This window comes from Dickeya oryzae (genome assembly GCF_020406815.2).
Taxonomy (GTDB): domain Bacteria; phylum Pseudomonadota; class Gammaproteobacteria; order Enterobacterales; family Enterobacteriaceae; genus Dickeya; species Dickeya oryzae.
Window position 1 is genome coordinate 2,654,730 of sequence record NZ_CP162670.1, and the last position, 16,026, is coordinate 2,670,755.

Annotated in this window: 15 protein-coding genes; 12 read left to right on the forward strand and 3 right to left on the reverse strand. The window is 52.2% G+C overall.

Annotated elements, in window-relative coordinates:
* Positions 1–10: 10 nt before the first annotated feature.
* On the reverse strand, positions 11–517 hold the full coding sequence (locus LF929_RS11715) for a GAF domain-containing protein (RefSeq protein WP_038909542.1): 507 nt from the start codon (positions 515–517) through the stop codon (positions 11–13).
* Positions 518–820: 303 nt separating this feature from the next.
* Here LF929_RS11715 and yebS point away from each other — a divergent pair, with 303 nt between their 5' ends.
* From yebS to LF929_RS11735, 4 genes are all read left to right on the forward strand, one after another.
* Positions 821–2,119: a membrane integrity lipid transport subunit YebS gene (gene yebS / locus LF929_RS11720; RefSeq protein ID WP_226093548.1), complete on the forward strand. Its 1,299-nt coding sequence runs from the start codon at positions 821–823 to the stop codon at positions 2,117–2,119.
* 15 nt (positions 2,120–2,134) lie between these two features.
* The gene (locus LF929_RS11725) at positions 2,135–4,765 is read left to right on the forward strand and encodes a PqiB family protein (RefSeq protein WP_226093549.1); all 2,631 of its coding nucleotides are present in this window, start codon (positions 2,135–2,137) and stop codon (positions 4,763–4,765) included.
* Between the two features lie 105 nt (positions 4,766–4,870).
* The gene (gene rsmF / locus LF929_RS11730; protein WP_226093550.1) at positions 4,871–6,319 is read left to right on the forward strand and encodes a 16S rRNA (cytosine(1407)-C(5))-methyltransferase RsmF; all 1,449 of its coding nucleotides are present in this window, start codon (positions 4,871–4,873) and stop codon (positions 6,317–6,319) included.
* 109 nt (positions 6,320–6,428) lie between these two features.
* Complete coding sequence (locus LF929_RS11735; RefSeq protein ID WP_226093551.1) at positions 6,429–6,620, forward strand: YebW family protein; 192 nt, start codon at positions 6,429–6,431, stop codon at positions 6,618–6,620.
* A gap of 229 nt (positions 6,621–6,849) precedes the next feature.
* On the opposite strand, the gene LF929_RS11740 is transcribed toward LF929_RS11735, so the two are convergent.
* Together LF929_RS11740 and LF929_RS11745 are read right to left on the reverse strand one after the other, a co-directional pair.
* Positions 6,850–8,856, reverse strand: coding sequence for a methyl-accepting chemotaxis protein (locus LF929_RS11740; protein ID WP_226093552.1), 2,007 nt, complete (start codon positions 8,854–8,856; stop codon positions 6,850–6,852).
* Positions 8,857–9,552: 696 nt separating this feature from the next.
* The gene (locus tag LF929_RS11745) at positions 9,553–10,365 is read right to left on the reverse strand and encodes a helix-turn-helix domain-containing protein (RefSeq protein WP_172640070.1); all 813 of its coding nucleotides are present in this window, start codon (positions 10,363–10,365) and stop codon (positions 9,553–9,555) included.
* A gap of 154 nt (positions 10,366–10,519) precedes the next feature.
* On the opposite strand from LF929_RS11745, the gene LF929_RS11750 reads away from it, so the two are divergent.
* The 8 genes from LF929_RS11750 (at position 10,520) to LF929_RS11785 (ending at position 15,784) form a co-directional block, all read left to right on the forward strand.
* The gene (locus tag LF929_RS11750) at positions 10,520–11,002 is read left to right on the forward strand and encodes a hypothetical protein (protein ID WP_210174939.1); all 483 of its coding nucleotides are present in this window, start codon (positions 10,520–10,522) and stop codon (positions 11,000–11,002) included.
* Positions 10,999–11,511 (forward strand): replication protein B, encoded by a 513-nt coding sequence (locus tag LF929_RS11755; RefSeq protein ID WP_210174938.1) that lies wholly within the window; start codon positions 10,999–11,001, stop codon positions 11,509–11,511. The genes LF929_RS11750 and LF929_RS11755 overlap by 4 nt, the downstream gene beginning before the upstream one ends.
* Before the next feature lie 122 nt (positions 11,512–11,633).
* On the forward strand, positions 11,634–11,849 hold the full coding sequence (locus LF929_RS11760) for a DUF2732 family protein (protein WP_210174937.1): 216 nt from the start codon (positions 11,634–11,636) through the stop codon (positions 11,847–11,849).
* Complete coding sequence (locus tag LF929_RS11765; RefSeq protein WP_210174936.1) at positions 11,849–12,073, forward strand: TraR/DksA family transcriptional regulator; 225 nt, start codon at positions 11,849–11,851, stop codon at positions 12,071–12,073. Before LF929_RS11760 ends, LF929_RS11765 begins: the two co-directional genes overlap by 1 nt.
* A 95-nt stretch (positions 12,074–12,168) precedes the next feature.
* On the forward strand, positions 12,169–14,292 hold the full coding sequence (locus LF929_RS11770) for a replication endonuclease (RefSeq protein WP_210174935.1): 2,124 nt from the start codon (positions 12,169–12,171) through the stop codon (positions 14,290–14,292).
* Positions 14,293–14,355: 63 nt separating this feature from the next.
* Entirely contained in the window at positions 14,356–14,577 is a 222-nt protein-coding gene (locus LF929_RS11775) for a hypothetical protein (protein WP_012884482.1), read from the forward strand.
* Positions 14,578–15,076: 499 nt separating this feature from the next.
* On the forward strand, positions 15,077–15,280 hold the full coding sequence (locus LF929_RS11780; protein WP_012884479.1) for a tail protein X: 204 nt from the start codon (positions 15,077–15,079) through the stop codon (positions 15,278–15,280).
* Positions 15,281–15,322: 42 nt separating this feature from the next.
* On the forward strand, positions 15,323–15,784 hold the full coding sequence (locus LF929_RS11785) for a phage tail protein (RefSeq protein ID WP_038904112.1): 462 nt from the start codon (positions 15,323–15,325) through the stop codon (positions 15,782–15,784).
* Positions 15,785–16,026: the final 242 nt, after the last annotated feature.

Consider the following 16,026-nt stretch of genomic DNA (forward strand, 5'->3'; position numbering starts at 1 on the left):
AATTGCTACGTTATCCTTGTCGCAACATAAGAGAATTGATGAAAGATAGCAGATCGCTCTGTGACAATTGGCGGCATAACACCGCAGTGATAGCCAGTAAACCGGCTTCGTCTTCGGCGTCAAAACGATCATGAACCGTGCTGTCAATATCCAGCACGCCAATCAAGTGACCATCTACCGTCAGCGGCAACACGATTTCAGCATTACTGGAGGCATCGCAGGCGATATGACCGGGGAACGCATGGACATCGCCAACCCGTTGAACATGGTTTTCCGCAATAGCTCGACCACAGACCCCTTTTCCTGCTGGAATGCGCACACAAGCCGGACGCCCTTGAAACGGCCCCAGAAACAGCGTGTCGCCATCCAGCAAATAAAAGCCGGCCCAATTCACACCATCCAATCGTTCAAACAGTAACGCACTGCTGTTTGATAATATCGTGAGGAAGCGATCTTCACCGGCAATCAGTGCGGTTAAGTCACGTTCCAGTTCATTGTAGAATTGTTGTTTTTTCATCATTTGCATAGGCAGAAATTGTCTTTACGGACCGCCTGGCGGCTGATGTCCGCAGTACATTACATAAACTCTCGCGTCGGGATGCTACAGGATTTCTCTTGCCAGCCCAACTTTCACCGCACTGGGTGTGCCATAAAGCCACCGTCATCGCGCATTATACCACGCGCGACACCGCTAATTGCCCGCAGGATACCGTCTGATGACACCGTCATGTGACCTGACAAGAGTAGCAGTGATTTTGTGTCATCCATCATTCAGTTACACTATGATAATACCTGTCCTGTTAACCTGCCCGCAGGAAATATGAAAATTTATAACGCCGCTGCGCCTATCGAGTCGGCCGATTCGCCGCCTGCCGCGCCGCGCCGCTTTCAGCGTTGCCCACAATGCGATCAGCCCTTCATGTTGCCCCGGCTCAAACGCCATCAACACGGCCACTGCCCGCGCTGCGCGGCACACCTTGCCAGCGGCCGCGATTGGTCTATCTCACGGCTGGTGTCGATGGCCATCGCCATGCTGGTACTGATGCCGTTTGCCTATACCGAGCCGCTGCTCAATATTCGCTTGCTGGGTGTGTCCATCAATGCCAGCTTGCTGGAAGGTATCTGGCAAATGACACGCCAGGGCCACCCGGTCACCGCCAGTATCGTGGCATTTTGTACTATCGGTGCACCACTCACCCTGGTCTTCGCCCTGTTGTATCTGTTTTTCGCTCCACGCGTCGGCATGAACCTGCGTCCGGTCTTGTTGCTGTTCGAGCGCCTGAAAGAATGGGTCATGCTGGATGTGTATCTGGTCGGTCTGGCGGTCGCGTCGATTAAAGTGCGTGAATTTTCCGAGGTCCTGCCCGGCAATGGGTTGCTGGCGTTTCTGGTGCTGATGGCGCTAAGCCTGTTGACGCTGATTCACCTTAATGCCGAGCAGCTCTGGCAGCGCTACTATCCACAACGAGACCTACATCCACAACGAGACCCACATCCACAACGAAACCCACAACGTGATCAACAGCGTGCCAACCCAGCCCCAGCAGAGGCTCTGGTCTGCCTGTCCTGTCATTTTACTGCACAGCCTGACCATCAAGGCCGTTGCCGTCGTTGCCATGTGCCGCTCACGCCGCGCCGTCCTTATAGCCTGCAAAAATCCTGGTCGGCGCTGATTTCCGCCGTTATTCTGCTGTTGCCTGCCAATTTGATGCCGATCTCAATCATTTATGTCAACGGCGTTCGCCGCGAGGACACCATTTTTTCCGGCATTATGTCGCTGGCAACCAGTAATGTCCCGGTGGCGCTGGTGGTTTTTATCGCCAGTATTCTGGTGCCGTTCAGTAAGGTTATCATCACCACATTTCTGCTGGTCAGCATCCATTTTCGGATGAAAACCGGCCGCATGCTCCGTATGCGTCTGCTGCGCCTGATGTCCTGGATTGGGCGTTGGTCGATGCTCGACCTGTTTGTCATCGCCCTGACCATGTCGCTGGTTAACCGCGACCAATTGCTTGCTTTTACCATGGGACCTGCGGCGCTTTATTTTGGCGCTGCCGTTATCTTGACCATATTGTCTGTCGAGTGGCTGGATAGTCGACTGATATGGGATAACGACTAAATTAATAGGATAACAATGTCGAACTCAACGCCGATGCCCGCCGCTGAAGCCCGCATCAAATCCCGACGTCGCTTGTCGCCTTTCTGGCTGCTGCCCGTTGTCGCCTTGCTGATTGCCGGCTGGTTGCTCTACACCAACCAGCAGGAGCGTGGTGCGACGGTAACAATTGATTTCGTCTCGGCGGACGGCATCGTTCCCGGCCGCACACCGGTGCGCTATCAAGGGGTGGAAGTCGGTACTGTGCGCAACATAAAACTCAGCGATGATTTGCGCACGATTCAGGTCGTCGCCAGCATCCGTAACGACATGAAGGATGCGCTACGCAGCGGTACCCAGTTCTGGCTGGTGACGCCCAAAGCCTCACTGGCCGGGGTCTCAGGGCTGGATGCACTGGTTGGCGGTAACTATATCGGCATGTTACCCGGTCGTGGCGACCCGGCGACTCACTTCACCGCACAAGATAATCAGCCGAAATATCGCGCTAACAGTGGCGAATTGCTGGTACACCTGCATGCTGACGACCTGGGGTCGCTCAATGCCGGTTCGCTGGTCTATTTCCGTAAGATTCCGGTTGGGAAAGTCTACGACTACAGCGTTAATGCCGATCACCGTGGTGTGACGATTGACGTATTGATCGACCGCCGTTTCACCGGGTTGGTGAAAAAGAACAGCCGCTTTTGGAACGTTTCCGGGCTAAAAGCCGATGTCAGTTTCAGCGGGGCGACCGTTGAAATGCAAAATCTATCGGCACTGGTTAACGGTGCTATCGCTTTTGACTCGCCCGAACAGAGCGAACCCGCCTCTGCGGACCAAATTTATGATTTGTATCCGGATCTGGCACACAGCCAGCGTGGCGTGTCGATAACGTTGGATTTGCCTTCTGGCGATAAACTGCAAGCCGGGCACACTCCCTTGCTGTATCAGGGACTGGAGGTGGGTACACTGCAACGGCTCACCCTGGAAGCTAACCAGCGCGTCACCGGTGAATTAATTGTCGACCCGTCCGTGGTGTCGCTGATGCGAGACAACACCCGCATTGAGCTGGCCGCACCGCGTTTATCGCTCAGTGATCTCAACCTGCCCAGCCTGTTAGGGGGGACAACACTGACGCTCATCCCCGGCGAGGGCGAACCGAAGCAACACTTTACCGTGGCTGACGCGACACAACAGCAGTTGCAACAGCCCGGTGCGCTTAACGTCGAATTAACGGCCGACCAGAGTTACGGTATCGACAGCGGCCAACCGATCATGTTGCACGGTGTGCAAATTGGTCGCATTGTTCAACGCACGCTGACCGATAACGGTGTGAGTTTTACCGCCGTTATCGACCGCCAATACCGTCACCTGCTGCATAAAGACAGTCAATTTGTCGCCAGTAGCCGGGTCAATGTCAAACTCGGGCTGGATGGCGTACAGATGCTGGGCGCCAGCGCGCAAGAGTGGCTTAACGGCGGAGTCACCGTGTTACCGGGCTCGACCGGTGAGCCACAATCACGTTACCCGCTCTACAGCGATCGGGAAAAAGCCGGTGCCGGTATTCAGGGGACAACGCCCCCCACCACGCTGACGTTATTGGCCGACAGCCTGCCGGATATTCAGGACGGCTCCGTCGTGCTGTATCGCAAATTTCAGGTCGGTGAAATTACCCGTATTCGCCCCAAAGCCGACACCTTCGAAATCGATGTTTATATTCGACCGGAATACCGCAAGTTGCTCACCGATAACAGCGTATTCTGGGCCGAGGGCGGCGCGCGCGTGCAACTGAACGGCGCAGGACTGACGGTTCAAGCTTCTCCGCTCAGCCGGGCGCTGAAAGGGGCGATTAGTTTTGACAATGTGGACGGCGCTGCCGATGTGCAAGGCGGCAAGCGCCCGTTGTACAGCAATGAAACCGCCGCCAGAGCCATTGGCAGCCGAATCACATTGCGCACCTATGATGCCAGCAAGCTCTCCGCCGGTATGCCAATCCGCTATCTTGGCATCGACATCGGCCAACTGGAGTCACTCAAACTGGCGGAGCAGCGCGACGAAGTGCGAGTACAGGCGGTGCTATACCCGGAATACGTTCGCCATTTTGCCCGTGCGGGTACCCGTTTTTCGGTGGTGACACCCGACATCTCCGCCGCAGGGGTCAACCACCTGGAAACGCTGATCCAGCCCTATATCAACGTCGAGCCAGGCAATGGTGCCGTTACCCGCAGTTTTGAACTGCAAAAAGCCACGATTTCCGACTCACGCTATCAGGACGGGCTCAATATCAGCGTTGATACCGCGGAAGCCGGATCGCTACAGATTGGTACCCCGGTACTGTTTCGCGGTATTGAGGTCGGCACGGTGACCGGCCTGTCACTCGGCACCTTGTCCGATCGGGTCTCTGTCGCGCTGCGTATCAGTAAACGCCATGCTCATCTGGTACGCGATAACTCGGTATTCTGGCTGGCTTCCGGCTATAACCTGCAATTTGGCCTGACCGGCGGTGTTATCAAAAGCGGCACGTTCCAGCAATTCATTCGCGGTGGTATCGCCTTTGCCACACCACCCACCACACCGCTGGCACCGACAGCACAGGCCGGTAAACACTTCCTGTTGCATAGCGAAGAACCCAGTGGCTGGCGCGACTGGGGAACCGCCCTGCCGGAACGATAAGCACAGGCGGCTCACCGCATCTGAAGCAGTGAGCCGCCATCCCTTCCCATCACTGGGATATGGTAAGATTCATACTTTGATTGTTGTTGTAACGGAAACGCTGCCGTGGCTAAACCTATTCCTGCTTCCCTCACCCCCGATTTTCTGACCGCCATGCAAGCCATCATGCCTGCGCACCTGAGCATGGATGACTTCATCGATGCCTGCCAGCGGCCATTACGCCGTAGTATTCGCGTCAACACATTGAAAATTAGCGTGCCTGATTTTCTCACGCTGGTCGCCCCTTACGGTTGGGAAATGGAGGCAGTACCCTGGTGTCACGACGGTTTTTGGCTGCTCAACGCGGATGAAGAAGCCATGCGGCTGGGTAATGCGCTCGAACACCTGAGCGGCCTGTTTTACATCCAGGAAGCCAGTTCGATGCTGCCAGTCAGTGCGCTGTTCATGGGGCATGATACCCCAGAGCGGGTGTTGGATATGGCCGCCGCCCCCGGTTCTAAAACCACCCAGATTGCCGCCCATCTCAACAATCAGGGATTGATTGTCGCCAACGAATACTCCGCCAGCCGGGTGAAGGTTTTGCACGCCAACCTGCATCGTTGTGGCGTGAGCAATACCACGCTGACACACTTTGACGGCCGGGTCTTCGGCAGCGCCTTGCCTGAAACCTTTGACGCTATCCTGCTGGATGCCCCTTGCTCTGGCGAAGGCGTGGTCAGGAAAGATCCTGCTGCCATGAGTCACTGGTCGCTGGAAAGCATCGCTGATATCGCCACCACTCAACGCGACCTGATACTCAGCGCCTTCCATGCACTGAAGCCGGGCGGCGTGCTGATTTACTCCACCTGTACCCTGAATCATCAGGAAAACCAGCAGGTGTGCCATTGGTTAATGCAACAATTCCCCGGCGCGTGTGAAATCGAGTCGCTAAAAGGCCTATTCCCACAAGCGCATCAGGCTCTGACAGACGAGGGGTTCCTGCACGTCTTCCCACAGATTTATGACAGCGAAGGTTTTTTTGTGGCGCGCTTGCGTAAAACTGCGGGCGTACCGCCGCTGGCACCGCCGGATTACAAACCGGGCAAGCTGCCATTTACGCCGCTCAGCAACAAAGACGCACAACTGATTTGCCAAAGCGCCCGACGTTTGGGTTTGCGATGGTCAGATCAACAGTTACAACTGTGGCAGCGAGACGATGAGATCTGGTTGTTTCCAACCGCACTGCAACCCATGCTGGGTAAAATGCGCTTCTCCCGTATCGGCATCAAACTGGCGGAGCGTTTTGCCAAAGGGTATCGCTGGCAGCATGAAGCCATTGTGGCGCTGGGCGACCCGCAGAGCCCGAACGCCTTCGTGCTTACTGCCGAGCAGGCCGTGGACTGGTTCCGGGGAAAAGACATTTATCCTCCCGCCTTCATCGACCATGACGACATATTATTGACCTGGCAGCAGACCCCGCTGGGGCTCAGCAAACGTGTTGGTCAGCGACTGAAAAACACCCTGCCTCGCGATCTGGTTCGCGATGGGGCCAATCTTGTGCTTGCTATCGATTAATCTTCAATTTCATCGATTAATCTTTGACCGGGTCGCCGCTTGCGGCGTTCCCGATCGGCGTTTTTCATCTACACTCACAATCAAGGCGTAGTAACCTGTTGAGGAATCTATGTTCGCACTGGTGATCTTTGTCTGTTACCTGGGGGGTAACTGCGAGAGTCTGGTCGCGGGAACCTATATCAATGAACCTCAGTGTCTGAGCGCCATGGAGGAGCAACAAATCCGTAATGGCGGCTGTTTTCCGATTGACGATTTTCGCAGCGGGTACTGGAAACCGGCCCGCGAATACCGTGACCGTTAACCCCTCACGTCGTCCTGTGTTTTGCAGTTACGAACGGCAACTCAGGCAGCACTCGCCATAACCGTTATTGACTCACCCGACACACAATTCAATAAGCAGATGTTCAAAATACGTCCCCAATAAACGGCAACGCATAACACATAAAAAAGGGCAATGTCATAACGGTAACGACATTGCCCAAACTGATGTAATAAAGACCGACTGTTATGGACAGACTTTCACTCACTTATCAAAACTTCACCCACTCATCTTTGTCAGAATGGTGTTTAGACGACTGATCCGTCTTCGCAGTGTGTTTACGCCCTGACTGACTCGATTTACCGGACGACGGTTTACCCAGCAATAGCGCCTGATGACTGGCTGCAGCACCGGAAGTATGGGTATGGTGGTGCGTATGGGAATCGTCACCTAAATGAAACGCCGATACCGCCTGCATCAGCAACTGTGACTGTTCTTCCAACGCATTAGCCGCCGAGGACGACTCTTCCACCAGCGCGGCGTTTTGCTGCGTGGTGCTATCCAGCTCAGTCACTGCCTGAGCGATTTGGCTAATCCCGCGACTTTGCTCATCGGATGCCGAGGCAATTTCGCCCATGATGTCAAACACATGGGTAATAGAGCGGACGATATCCTGCATGGTTTTGCCTGCATCATCCACCAGCTCTGAGCCGGTATTCACCCGCGATACCGATTCCTGAATCAGCCCTTCAATTTCTTTTGCTGCCTGTGAACTACGCTGAGCCAGATTACGCACTTCGCTGGCGACGACAGCAAAACCACGCCCTTGTTCGCCCGCTCTTGCCGCCTCGACCGCCGCATTCAGCGCCAGGATGTTGGTCTGGAAGGCAATACTATTGATAACCGAGGTAATTTCGGAAATGCGCTTAGAACTACTTGAAATGTCGTTCATGGTTTTCACCACGTTACTGACTATCTCACCGCCCTTGATGGCATTTTGTGAGGCTTCTGAGGCCAGTTGTGAGGCGTGATGCGCGTTTTCAGAGTTCTGTTTTACCGTTGAGGTCAGCTGTTCCATACTGGCAGCAGTTTCCACAACGGCAGCCGACTGCTGCTCTGTGCGGGACGACAAGTCTGAATTACCGGCCGCGATCTCCGCCGAGGCCGACGCTACATTTCCGACCCCTTCGCGAATATCCCGAATCATGGTGCGTAATTTGTCATTCATGTTCGCCATAGCGGTAATCAGCATGCCTAGCTCATCACGGCGTGAAGAACTGACTGATGACGAGAGATCACCTTCAGCGATGCGTTCAGCCACCGACAAACCCTGTCTAAGTGGCGTTACAATCTGCACCGAAATACGCCATGCCATGAAGATGCCAAACAACACCACCGCCAGCCCGGTCACCATCATTTTTAATTCCGATGAACGAGTGGTTTGAGTCGAGTTAGCCAGTTGCTGACTAAACAGGGCAGACACGTCTTTATTCAATGTATCCGCCGATGCCGTCATGGCCTGACTGGCACGGGTTTCATCCTGAAATGCCGTCAGATAGGCACCGGCAGATTGACGATACACCAGAAAATAATCCCAGGCCGTTTTCAGACTGGCTTGTATCGCTGCTGGCAACTGCCCGGCTTTTTCTTTAATGACTTTTTCCGCCGTATCAATACTCTTCAGCGTCACTGCCAGCGTGTTATCAGACGGTGCCAGCAACAAATCATGGGCTACATCACGAATATCTGACATGCGTTCACCCAGTTGATACAGCACCAACTGGGTATCAGAAGGAAGTCCGGTTGCCTGCTGCCATTGGCTCTGGAACGTTTCCAGCACTTTTTCACTATCATCCTGGCTAATTGCCAATCCTGCGGTATCACGCTTTTTGCTGGTGGCAATAAACGCTTCTCGCGCAGCACTATAGACTTTCAAATCCTGATCGATACGTTCGACATCATCAAAGGTATTCTTATCCCAGCTCAGATTTTTAGCCTGGGCGAGAATATCGCCCATCTTATTAAGCAGCACCCCGTTTTTCTCAATCACACTGTAATCGTGCGTGAACTGGAATTGCGTACGCAAGACCCGCGCTTGAGCCAATGTAGCATTAAGATCATTCGTCACCTGAACCTTAGTATTACTATCATCGATGGTTCTAAACCCGACGAGGCCGGATATCAATACCACCAGCGATAATAGCAGCACTACGCCAAACCCTAACGACAGCCGGGTTCCCACTTTAAGATTATCGTATTTTTCACCCAGAATACTCATAGCATCACCTGTTTATGATTATCGTGATCTGATTACCAGCGTATTATTTCGGCCATCACCAGACTGTAAGCCTATTGATTCCCCTGCACTCCAAACACATAAGGCATAGCACATAGCGACGATGATGGATAAAAACATCGTCATGTAATAACTCAGCGATTAACTACTCACAAAGATTCACTGCCATCCAGGTTTTATGTCCATACATCCCGCCTCAAAAATTTATCGGCCTGTATAAAGAGTAGTTTAATCAAAACACCCAAGAACCCCCAATAATTAGACAACTATCACAACTCGTCTTTTTTCAATTAAATGTCTAATAAATCATAACCATATAGAATAAATAAATATTTATTCCAAAAATGAGTACAAACAATAATGTGAAAAATAAAAAAGCAACATAATAATAATCAGCTATAATCCGCCGATCCATTCTACTGTGATAACCACAGTAACTAATGTAATTATAATGTTATGGTTATGATAATTATTTGATAGTGAATTTTTATATATCCTAAATAATTCAAGTTGCAGGACAACACGCATGCGTGTTGAACAACGCAACGCGTTGGCCCTTTAGGGCAAGGCTCATTAGAGCCTTGTAATGCGGCAAGAGAGCGACAAATTCACAAGAATAATGACGAAGAGAGAACACATACAGCGCACCTCGGTACGCCATATGTGTTGATGTTGATTTTAGAGACTGGGCGTTAACGTCAGCACCACTACCCCACGGGGAGTGACCTCGTCGACCCCGCACTGAAATTGCGAGCCGCCGCCTTCAACCTGCATTTTGCGCCCCGGCAACAGGGCCACATCATAGATATCGTTTTTACCATCAATATCCAGCAACCAACGTCCATTACTGATACTGGTAATACCGGTATCCACCAGCCAGGAAGCGGTGCTCCCCTCCACCAGCAACGGTGCATGCAAGCCAGCAGGAATGCATTGTGGGTCAGCTTTCCACTCCCCTGCTTCCTGCAATTTACCTGTTTTTAGTACGTTGCGTGGAATCAGGGTAATACCCGCGTCATCATGACGGCTCACCGGCGTATCATGCTGTTGCGGCGATCCTTTACCGGTCGCCAGCCACGCCAGTGACACCCCGGTATCCAGCGCGCAAGTAACGACAACATCCCCAGGAAAGAAATCTCGCCGAATCCAGGTACTGATCGTCCCAGGCGCAATGCCCAGTAAATCACCCAACTCTTTTTGCGTACTAAAGCCATAGGCATCAAGCATACGACGCAGTACCGCCTTACCACCCGATGACAGAATTTGCTCATAAAGCGCCTTGCCTTTCAGCGGTGATTTATGAGCAAAGACATTCGCATTTGCAAACTCACCAGTTACCAGCCATCCTGCTTCGGCTCCAGTATCTAGCGCACATTTAAGAATAATGTTACCCGGCACGTTCCCTCGCTGAACCCAGTTACTGATTGTATTGGTAGGTATTTCAGTTACCTCGCTCAGTTCCTTCTGAGTCTTTACTCCATAGCTTGACATGATGCGCTCAAGCACGGAGGCCGCAGACACGGCATCACTATTTGTATTCAAAAACACCTCACGAGTATTTGCATATACACGTTACGTGTTTTATAGTGTCGACATAGCACATGTAACACCATAGAACACCCTGGCCTGGGGGAGATATTGCTTTATGTCGAACGAGATTTCAATTCTATCGCTCATTTCTGAGGAAAATCCTACGTCAGTGAGTGCTTTTTGTGTCATCGCAACACCGGTAGCCATAGATTATCGAATACCTCATTTTATGCCTGCTCAGGTAACGGCGACTTTCACCTGCTTGCACAACGCGATGCAAACGGTATCGGCAATGGCTGATCTCTGGCGCTATTCACCTGCTACCGGGAATAGATACTGCACCGCAATCGATCTCCCCAGTTACTGTTATTTTGAAAATGCAAAAACACCGTTCACTCCTGACGGGAAATCGGACGCATTTTCACTTGTTGCAACGTTACAGCTGCCGCCAAATGGGCAATACCATTTGAACGTTGTGAATGGTACTAATGACTTTACCACGAAATTCGGAAATTCGAACTCTACTAAAGTTCAGTACCACCATCCCCAGTTCAGCAACCGGCCAAACGCCCGTGATAGTCAGCGAGCGTCATCATGAAGCCGCATTATGCCTTTACTGCCAATCACCTGCAGGCTCTGCCGCCAAATTTGCGGGCGCTGCTTGGAAAACATTTTGCTGATTCGCGCTGGGAACAGACTTGCCTGTTTTACCAACGACTTTCGGAACGCTATCGGCGCACGCTGTGTTTTCATGCTGCCCTGCACCAACGCTGGTGTGTCTACCTGCTTAATGAGATGGATGAAATGGCAAGAGAGCGGGTTGTCAGCGCGTTGAGTGAACTACGCAACGCATTTGGCGGGTCGGAGATTAAGGAAAGAAATGACGTATTGCCATTAGTCACCCGCTTACACCTTAGCGAGCGCCGCACTCTGTTTTTTCACGCCGGGCTCACAGCGCGGGAATTCAACCACCCTTTGCGGCGTATCGATGAGCCAGATTGCCAATGGACAGATGCACTGGTTCGCGCTGCCGGTGAATTACACAGCCTGTTTAGCGATGCCCCTGACATTCTGTCCAGTATCAAACCCGAACACTATTTTCGCTAACACCCGTTTTTATCGCTAACGGCTGATTTCATCAGAAAACCACCGCCGTTAACTCAACCGCCGCCAGACAGGCCGCCATTTTGGCTGGCAGGACTTGTTGCGGCTTATTATCAGGAGAATGTATGAAAAATAACCAAAAAAGGCACTGCACAAGCTTCATCCCACCGAGTAGCCGCCCGCAGGATAGCTGGCGCACCGACCTTGCTCATCGCTACAGCGAGCATCTGGATAATCTGGCGCAACACGCCTGTCAGGAGCATTTATCCGCACAGGAACTGGTAGCGCTATTGCAACAGGAAGCAGAAAACATTCGGCACCAGCTGTGGGAGGCGCACTGATGGCAGACAGTATGGACATCTCTCAGGAGCAGCAAGCGTTACTGCTGGATGCACAAATTGCGCACGCACGTACCGCGCCCGTCATCCCATCGGCATTAGTCTGTGAAGATTGTGATACGCCGATTCCCGAGGCTCGTCGGCTGGCGATTCCCGGTGTGGTGTGCTGCGTATCCTGTCAGGAAATCCGTGAACAGCGGCTACGCCATTACCGGCCGCTGTCCTGATGACAACATCTACGAACTGACAGACCGGAAACGGTACGGCAATTTGTGCCGATCATCCGGCAAACACACATTGGGTAAAAACACGCGGGCTGGTTATGACGTCTGACAACAGCGAAAAAAGTGCCGATAACGGGGAACAACGCTGGGCATACGCCTGGAATGCCCCTCGTACGGCTATTCTGCCCGAATCCAGTACGCTGTCTTCAGATACGCTGCGACAAGGGCAGGCAGTCTTGTATCAACTGGCGCTGTTACCGCGTTTCCTCGCTGATCACTTTCGGCGACGCTTCGAGTATCTCAAGCAACATCAGGGGCTACAGGCCGCGTTTAACTACCTGTTAGCGGTGGTTCATCGTCGGCTGTGGCCCCGAATCGACGCCGTTAACTCCCGTTACCGGATGAACACTCGCCGTTCTTCGCGCTTCATCAGTGAGGCGGAACAATACCACCAACTGCCGGACATGCCAGACAGGGTGCTGTCTGCATTTGCCAGCCGTATCGCCGGTCACATGAATGATGCCTACAACGCGCGTTGCGATCAGTACTTGCAGGCGTGTAGTGGCAATCATCACATGCCGCTATTCAGTGACGAGATACAAACCCGTCTCTATGGTCAATTGGCGACGCTGGCACAGGCACTGAACGTAACCCCGGCGTACTGGCATCGCCACCAGAGTGGAACGCTCACGCTAGAACAAGCCTGCGCCGGTATCATGCGGCTGGTGACCCCGCGCTGGTGGGAACGGCAGTTAAAAATACAGCGTACCCGTTGGCGTGAAGCGTTGTGGATTGCCAGCGGCGAAGTCAGCCGGGCGGCATCGCCGTTTCTCAGCCGTCAGGCCTGGCAGGAGAGTCACTACCGCCGACTGGCGACGCTGGATTTCCTGAAAAGTCGGGATCTGGAAAATACCCGCAGTGGTGAGCGCGTGGATCTGATCGATAAAGTCATGTCCAGTATCGCTAACCCCAGTATTCGCCGTATGGAACTGATGGCGATGCTGGCAGGCATCGAACGTTATGCCACAGCGCATCAACACATCGGTATGCTGGTCACGCTAACGGCTCCTGGGCATTACCACCCCACCCGTACCCGTAATCACGACCAGGTATTGCCTAACACCGGATGGATGCCGGATTGCCCATCGCCCAAAATGACTCAACATTATTTGGTCAAGCTGTGGAGCAAAATTCGTACTGCACTCAAAGACCGCAAGTTATCCGTTTACGGTCTGCGGGTCGTCGAACCGCATCATGATGGTACGCCGCACTGGCACCTGATGCTGTATTGCGAGCGCGCGCAGCGTCAGGCGATTGTCGATATCCTGCGGCGTTATGTGCTGCAACAGGAAAACAGCGGCGCAGCGCAACGCTTGTTTGACTGCAAACACATCAACAAAGGCGGTGCAACGGCTTATGTTGCCAAATACATTGCCAAAAATATCGACGGCTACGCATTAGACGATGAAACAGACCATGAAACGGGAAAACCATTGAAAGATATGGCGGCCGCCGCTTCTGCATGGGCATCGCTGTGGCGCATCCCCCAGTTTCATTTTATTGGCCTGCCTACCGTCGGTGCCTATCGGGAATGCCGGCGCATTCGCAGCCGTTCTCTGACAGGCGCATTGGGGGAGCAGGCCGAACGCGTGAGATATGCCGCCGACCACGGCGACTTTGCTGCCTATATTGAAGCGCAAGGGGGAGCCAACGTTGCCCGAAAATGCCAGTCGGTTCGCGTCGCCAGAGCCGCCAGCGAACGACTCAACGCTTATGATGAAACGATCGTGCGTACTGTCGGTATTTTTTCTGTCCAGTGCGGCAGTGAACGCGTCTTCCCCACCCGGCCAGATGAATGGCGAATCGTGGCCAAAAACCGTACCACTCACCACGACGAAACCGACAGGCAGCGGTCTGCTCTCCCTTGGAGTTCTGTCAATAACTGTGGGGGGAGGATTTCACGGGCTGCACTCCCGTCGTCATACCGTGATATTCCTCGTGTTCCTTCAGCACGATTAACCAATTTCCAGCGTGACAAACTGGCGTCATTAGGCCCCCGGTTAAGACAACGAGGCATTCACCTTTCACGCTGGGAACGGGAGGCTCTGGTTCGAGGCGCCAGGGTCAGCGTTGACGGGCAACTGATTGATGAAATTAGGAATAAAGCTATATCCGCCGTTGATGGAAAGCGCATCATGGACACACAGGTCCTGCACTTATGAGTTGACGAATATTACTGAATAAAGTACTGTATATAAATACAGTCTCACAATGGAAGAGGTACCGTGGAACAGACTGAAAGCAGAGAGCTGACCTTGTCAAGGATTCGATTAATTGCCGATATGTCTTTGATATCACAATGCAATCCTGAAGAAATGAAAATCGCCATGTCGCTAATCGCCGACTTATCTCACGGCGAGCTCCCGCATAGTGATTATCAGCAATTTCTGAAGAGCAGTGGTGATGGGCAACAGCTAAAGGCATGGTTAGAGCAACAATCGTTGTGAGGGATTGCGATGGATAATAACGACCGGCATGAAACGCCTGGTTATTTAACCAGATGCACGGGCAAATTAATGGATTTTCTCTGTGGCCAATGCGCCAGACTTATACACAGCAACATTTTTTTTCGTATCCAGACCGTTTGATAATAGCGGCCAGTCCGATTAAACCCGGAATATACGTTTTGGCATGAATTGTAATAACTGACTCAGTGCAGACCTGTTCGTTGGTAATATTTTTTTCGTTTTATACAGCAAGGTAAAATTAAGAACCTATCCCAACTGGCGCGATAATGGAGGAAATAGCCTGGTGGGATAGGTTCTGTCATATCTCCCCATCCTCCCTTTTAATCATTCGAATGACATAACAACGCGCTTATATGTTGTTGTGCTATCAGCACCACACCGCGCCTGCATTGCAGTTGAGGCTGATCCTCGGGAGGATAACGAATCAGAAACAGCCCGTTTTATTCGGCCTTATTTTATCTGCACTCAAAGGTGTCACATGAAAGTCTACGCTCATCAGGACGACTCGCTGGATGCGCTCTGTTACCGCTATTACGGCCGTACGCAGGGCGTAGTTGAAACCGTCATGCAGTCCAACCCGGGACTGGCAGATCTTGGCCCCATTCTGCCACACGGCACTGCCGTTACCCTGCCCGATATCAGCGTGTCCAGTTCTCAGGAAAGTATCAATATTTGGGAATAATCAGCCTACGCTGACGATCGCCGCCACACCAGGAACCTTACTATGCAAAAACCGCAAAGCCTCAGACTTGCACTGACCACAGCATTACCGTCATTGAGTAATGCATTACAGTTTCGGATCCAGGAAGGTGAAATTGCTGCGTTGCAGGAACCCTCCCTGTCATTCGAATACCGTTATCAGCTGCTACTGACGCTGAATAATTTCGCTGATAACCCCGATACACTTTTCGTCACGCTGTTACTTTGGGTGCGCCAAAACCAGCCCGATTTACTGACGCGGGAAAGCATTCGCAATAAAGGTATTAGTTTCACCATTGATAATAATGCCGATAATACCAGCACGTTGTCTATTCGCCTTAACCTGACAGAGCGTAATCGCGTCAGCGAACTAAACCAGACCGTGCAGGTCAATTACGAACCGGAACCCACTCCGCCTGAACCGGTTAGCCGGCCCACCGCGCTCTATATCGCTGGGGAATTGATCAGTCAATGGAAAGGCAACTGATCGTTTGAAATAACACTGTCCCCATAAAGGCCGTTGTGAAAGCGGCCTATTTTTTTACTATTACCTCATTCCCACCTCAGATACGTCCCCTCTGCCATATAGTGATTCCTGATATTACTTTCTTATTATTTTATTTATCTCCAATTTGTCATCACGATTCTATCGGCGTTTTTTTCGTATTCATTTCCCCTTATCGCTCATACCAGGTTATTCAGCGTTTACCTCGCAACGAATAATGCAAC

Coding starts and splice junctions, on each gene's coding strand:
- LF929_RS11740 (WP_226093552.1), bottom strand. CDS start 8,856: ATGAGTATTCTGGGTGAAAAATACGATAATCTTAAAGTGGGAACCCGG.
- LF929_RS11755 (WP_210174938.1), top strand. CDS start 10,999: ATGAAGCCGCATTATGCCTTTACTGCCAATCACCTGCAGGCTCTGCCG.
- LF929_RS11765 (WP_210174936.1), top strand. CDS start 11,849: ATGGCAGACAGTATGGACATCTCTCAGGAGCAGCAAGCGTTACTGCTG.
- LF929_RS11750 (WP_210174939.1), top strand. CDS start 10,520: ATGTCGAACGAGATTTCAATTCTATCGCTCATTTCTGAGGAAAATCCT.
- LF929_RS11760 (WP_210174937.1), top strand. CDS start 11,634: ATGAAAAATAACCAAAAAAGGCACTGCACAAGCTTCATCCCACCGAGT.
- LF929_RS11715 (WP_038909542.1), bottom strand. CDS start 517: ATGAAAAAACAACAATTCTACAATGAACTGGAACGTGACTTAACCGCA.
- LF929_RS11725 (WP_226093549.1), top strand. CDS start 2,135: ATGTCGAACTCAACGCCGATGCCCGCCGCTGAAGCCCGCATCAAATCC.
- LF929_RS11745 (WP_172640070.1), bottom strand. CDS start 10,365: ATGTCAAGCTATGGAGTAAAGACTCAGAAGGAACTGAGCGAGGTAACT.
- LF929_RS11770 (WP_210174935.1), top strand. CDS start 12,169: ATGACGTCTGACAACAGCGAAAAAAGTGCCGATAACGGGGAACAACGC.
- yebS (WP_226093548.1), top strand. CDS start 821: ATGAAAATTTATAACGCCGCTGCGCCTATCGAGTCGGCCGATTCGCCG.
- LF929_RS11785 (WP_038904112.1), top strand. CDS start 15,323: ATGCAAAAACCGCAAAGCCTCAGACTTGCACTGACCACAGCATTACCG.
- LF929_RS11735 (WP_226093551.1), top strand. CDS start 6,429: ATGTTCGCACTGGTGATCTTTGTCTGTTACCTGGGGGGTAACTGCGAG.
- LF929_RS11780 (WP_012884479.1), top strand. CDS start 15,077: ATGAAAGTCTACGCTCATCAGGACGACTCGCTGGATGCGCTCTGTTAC.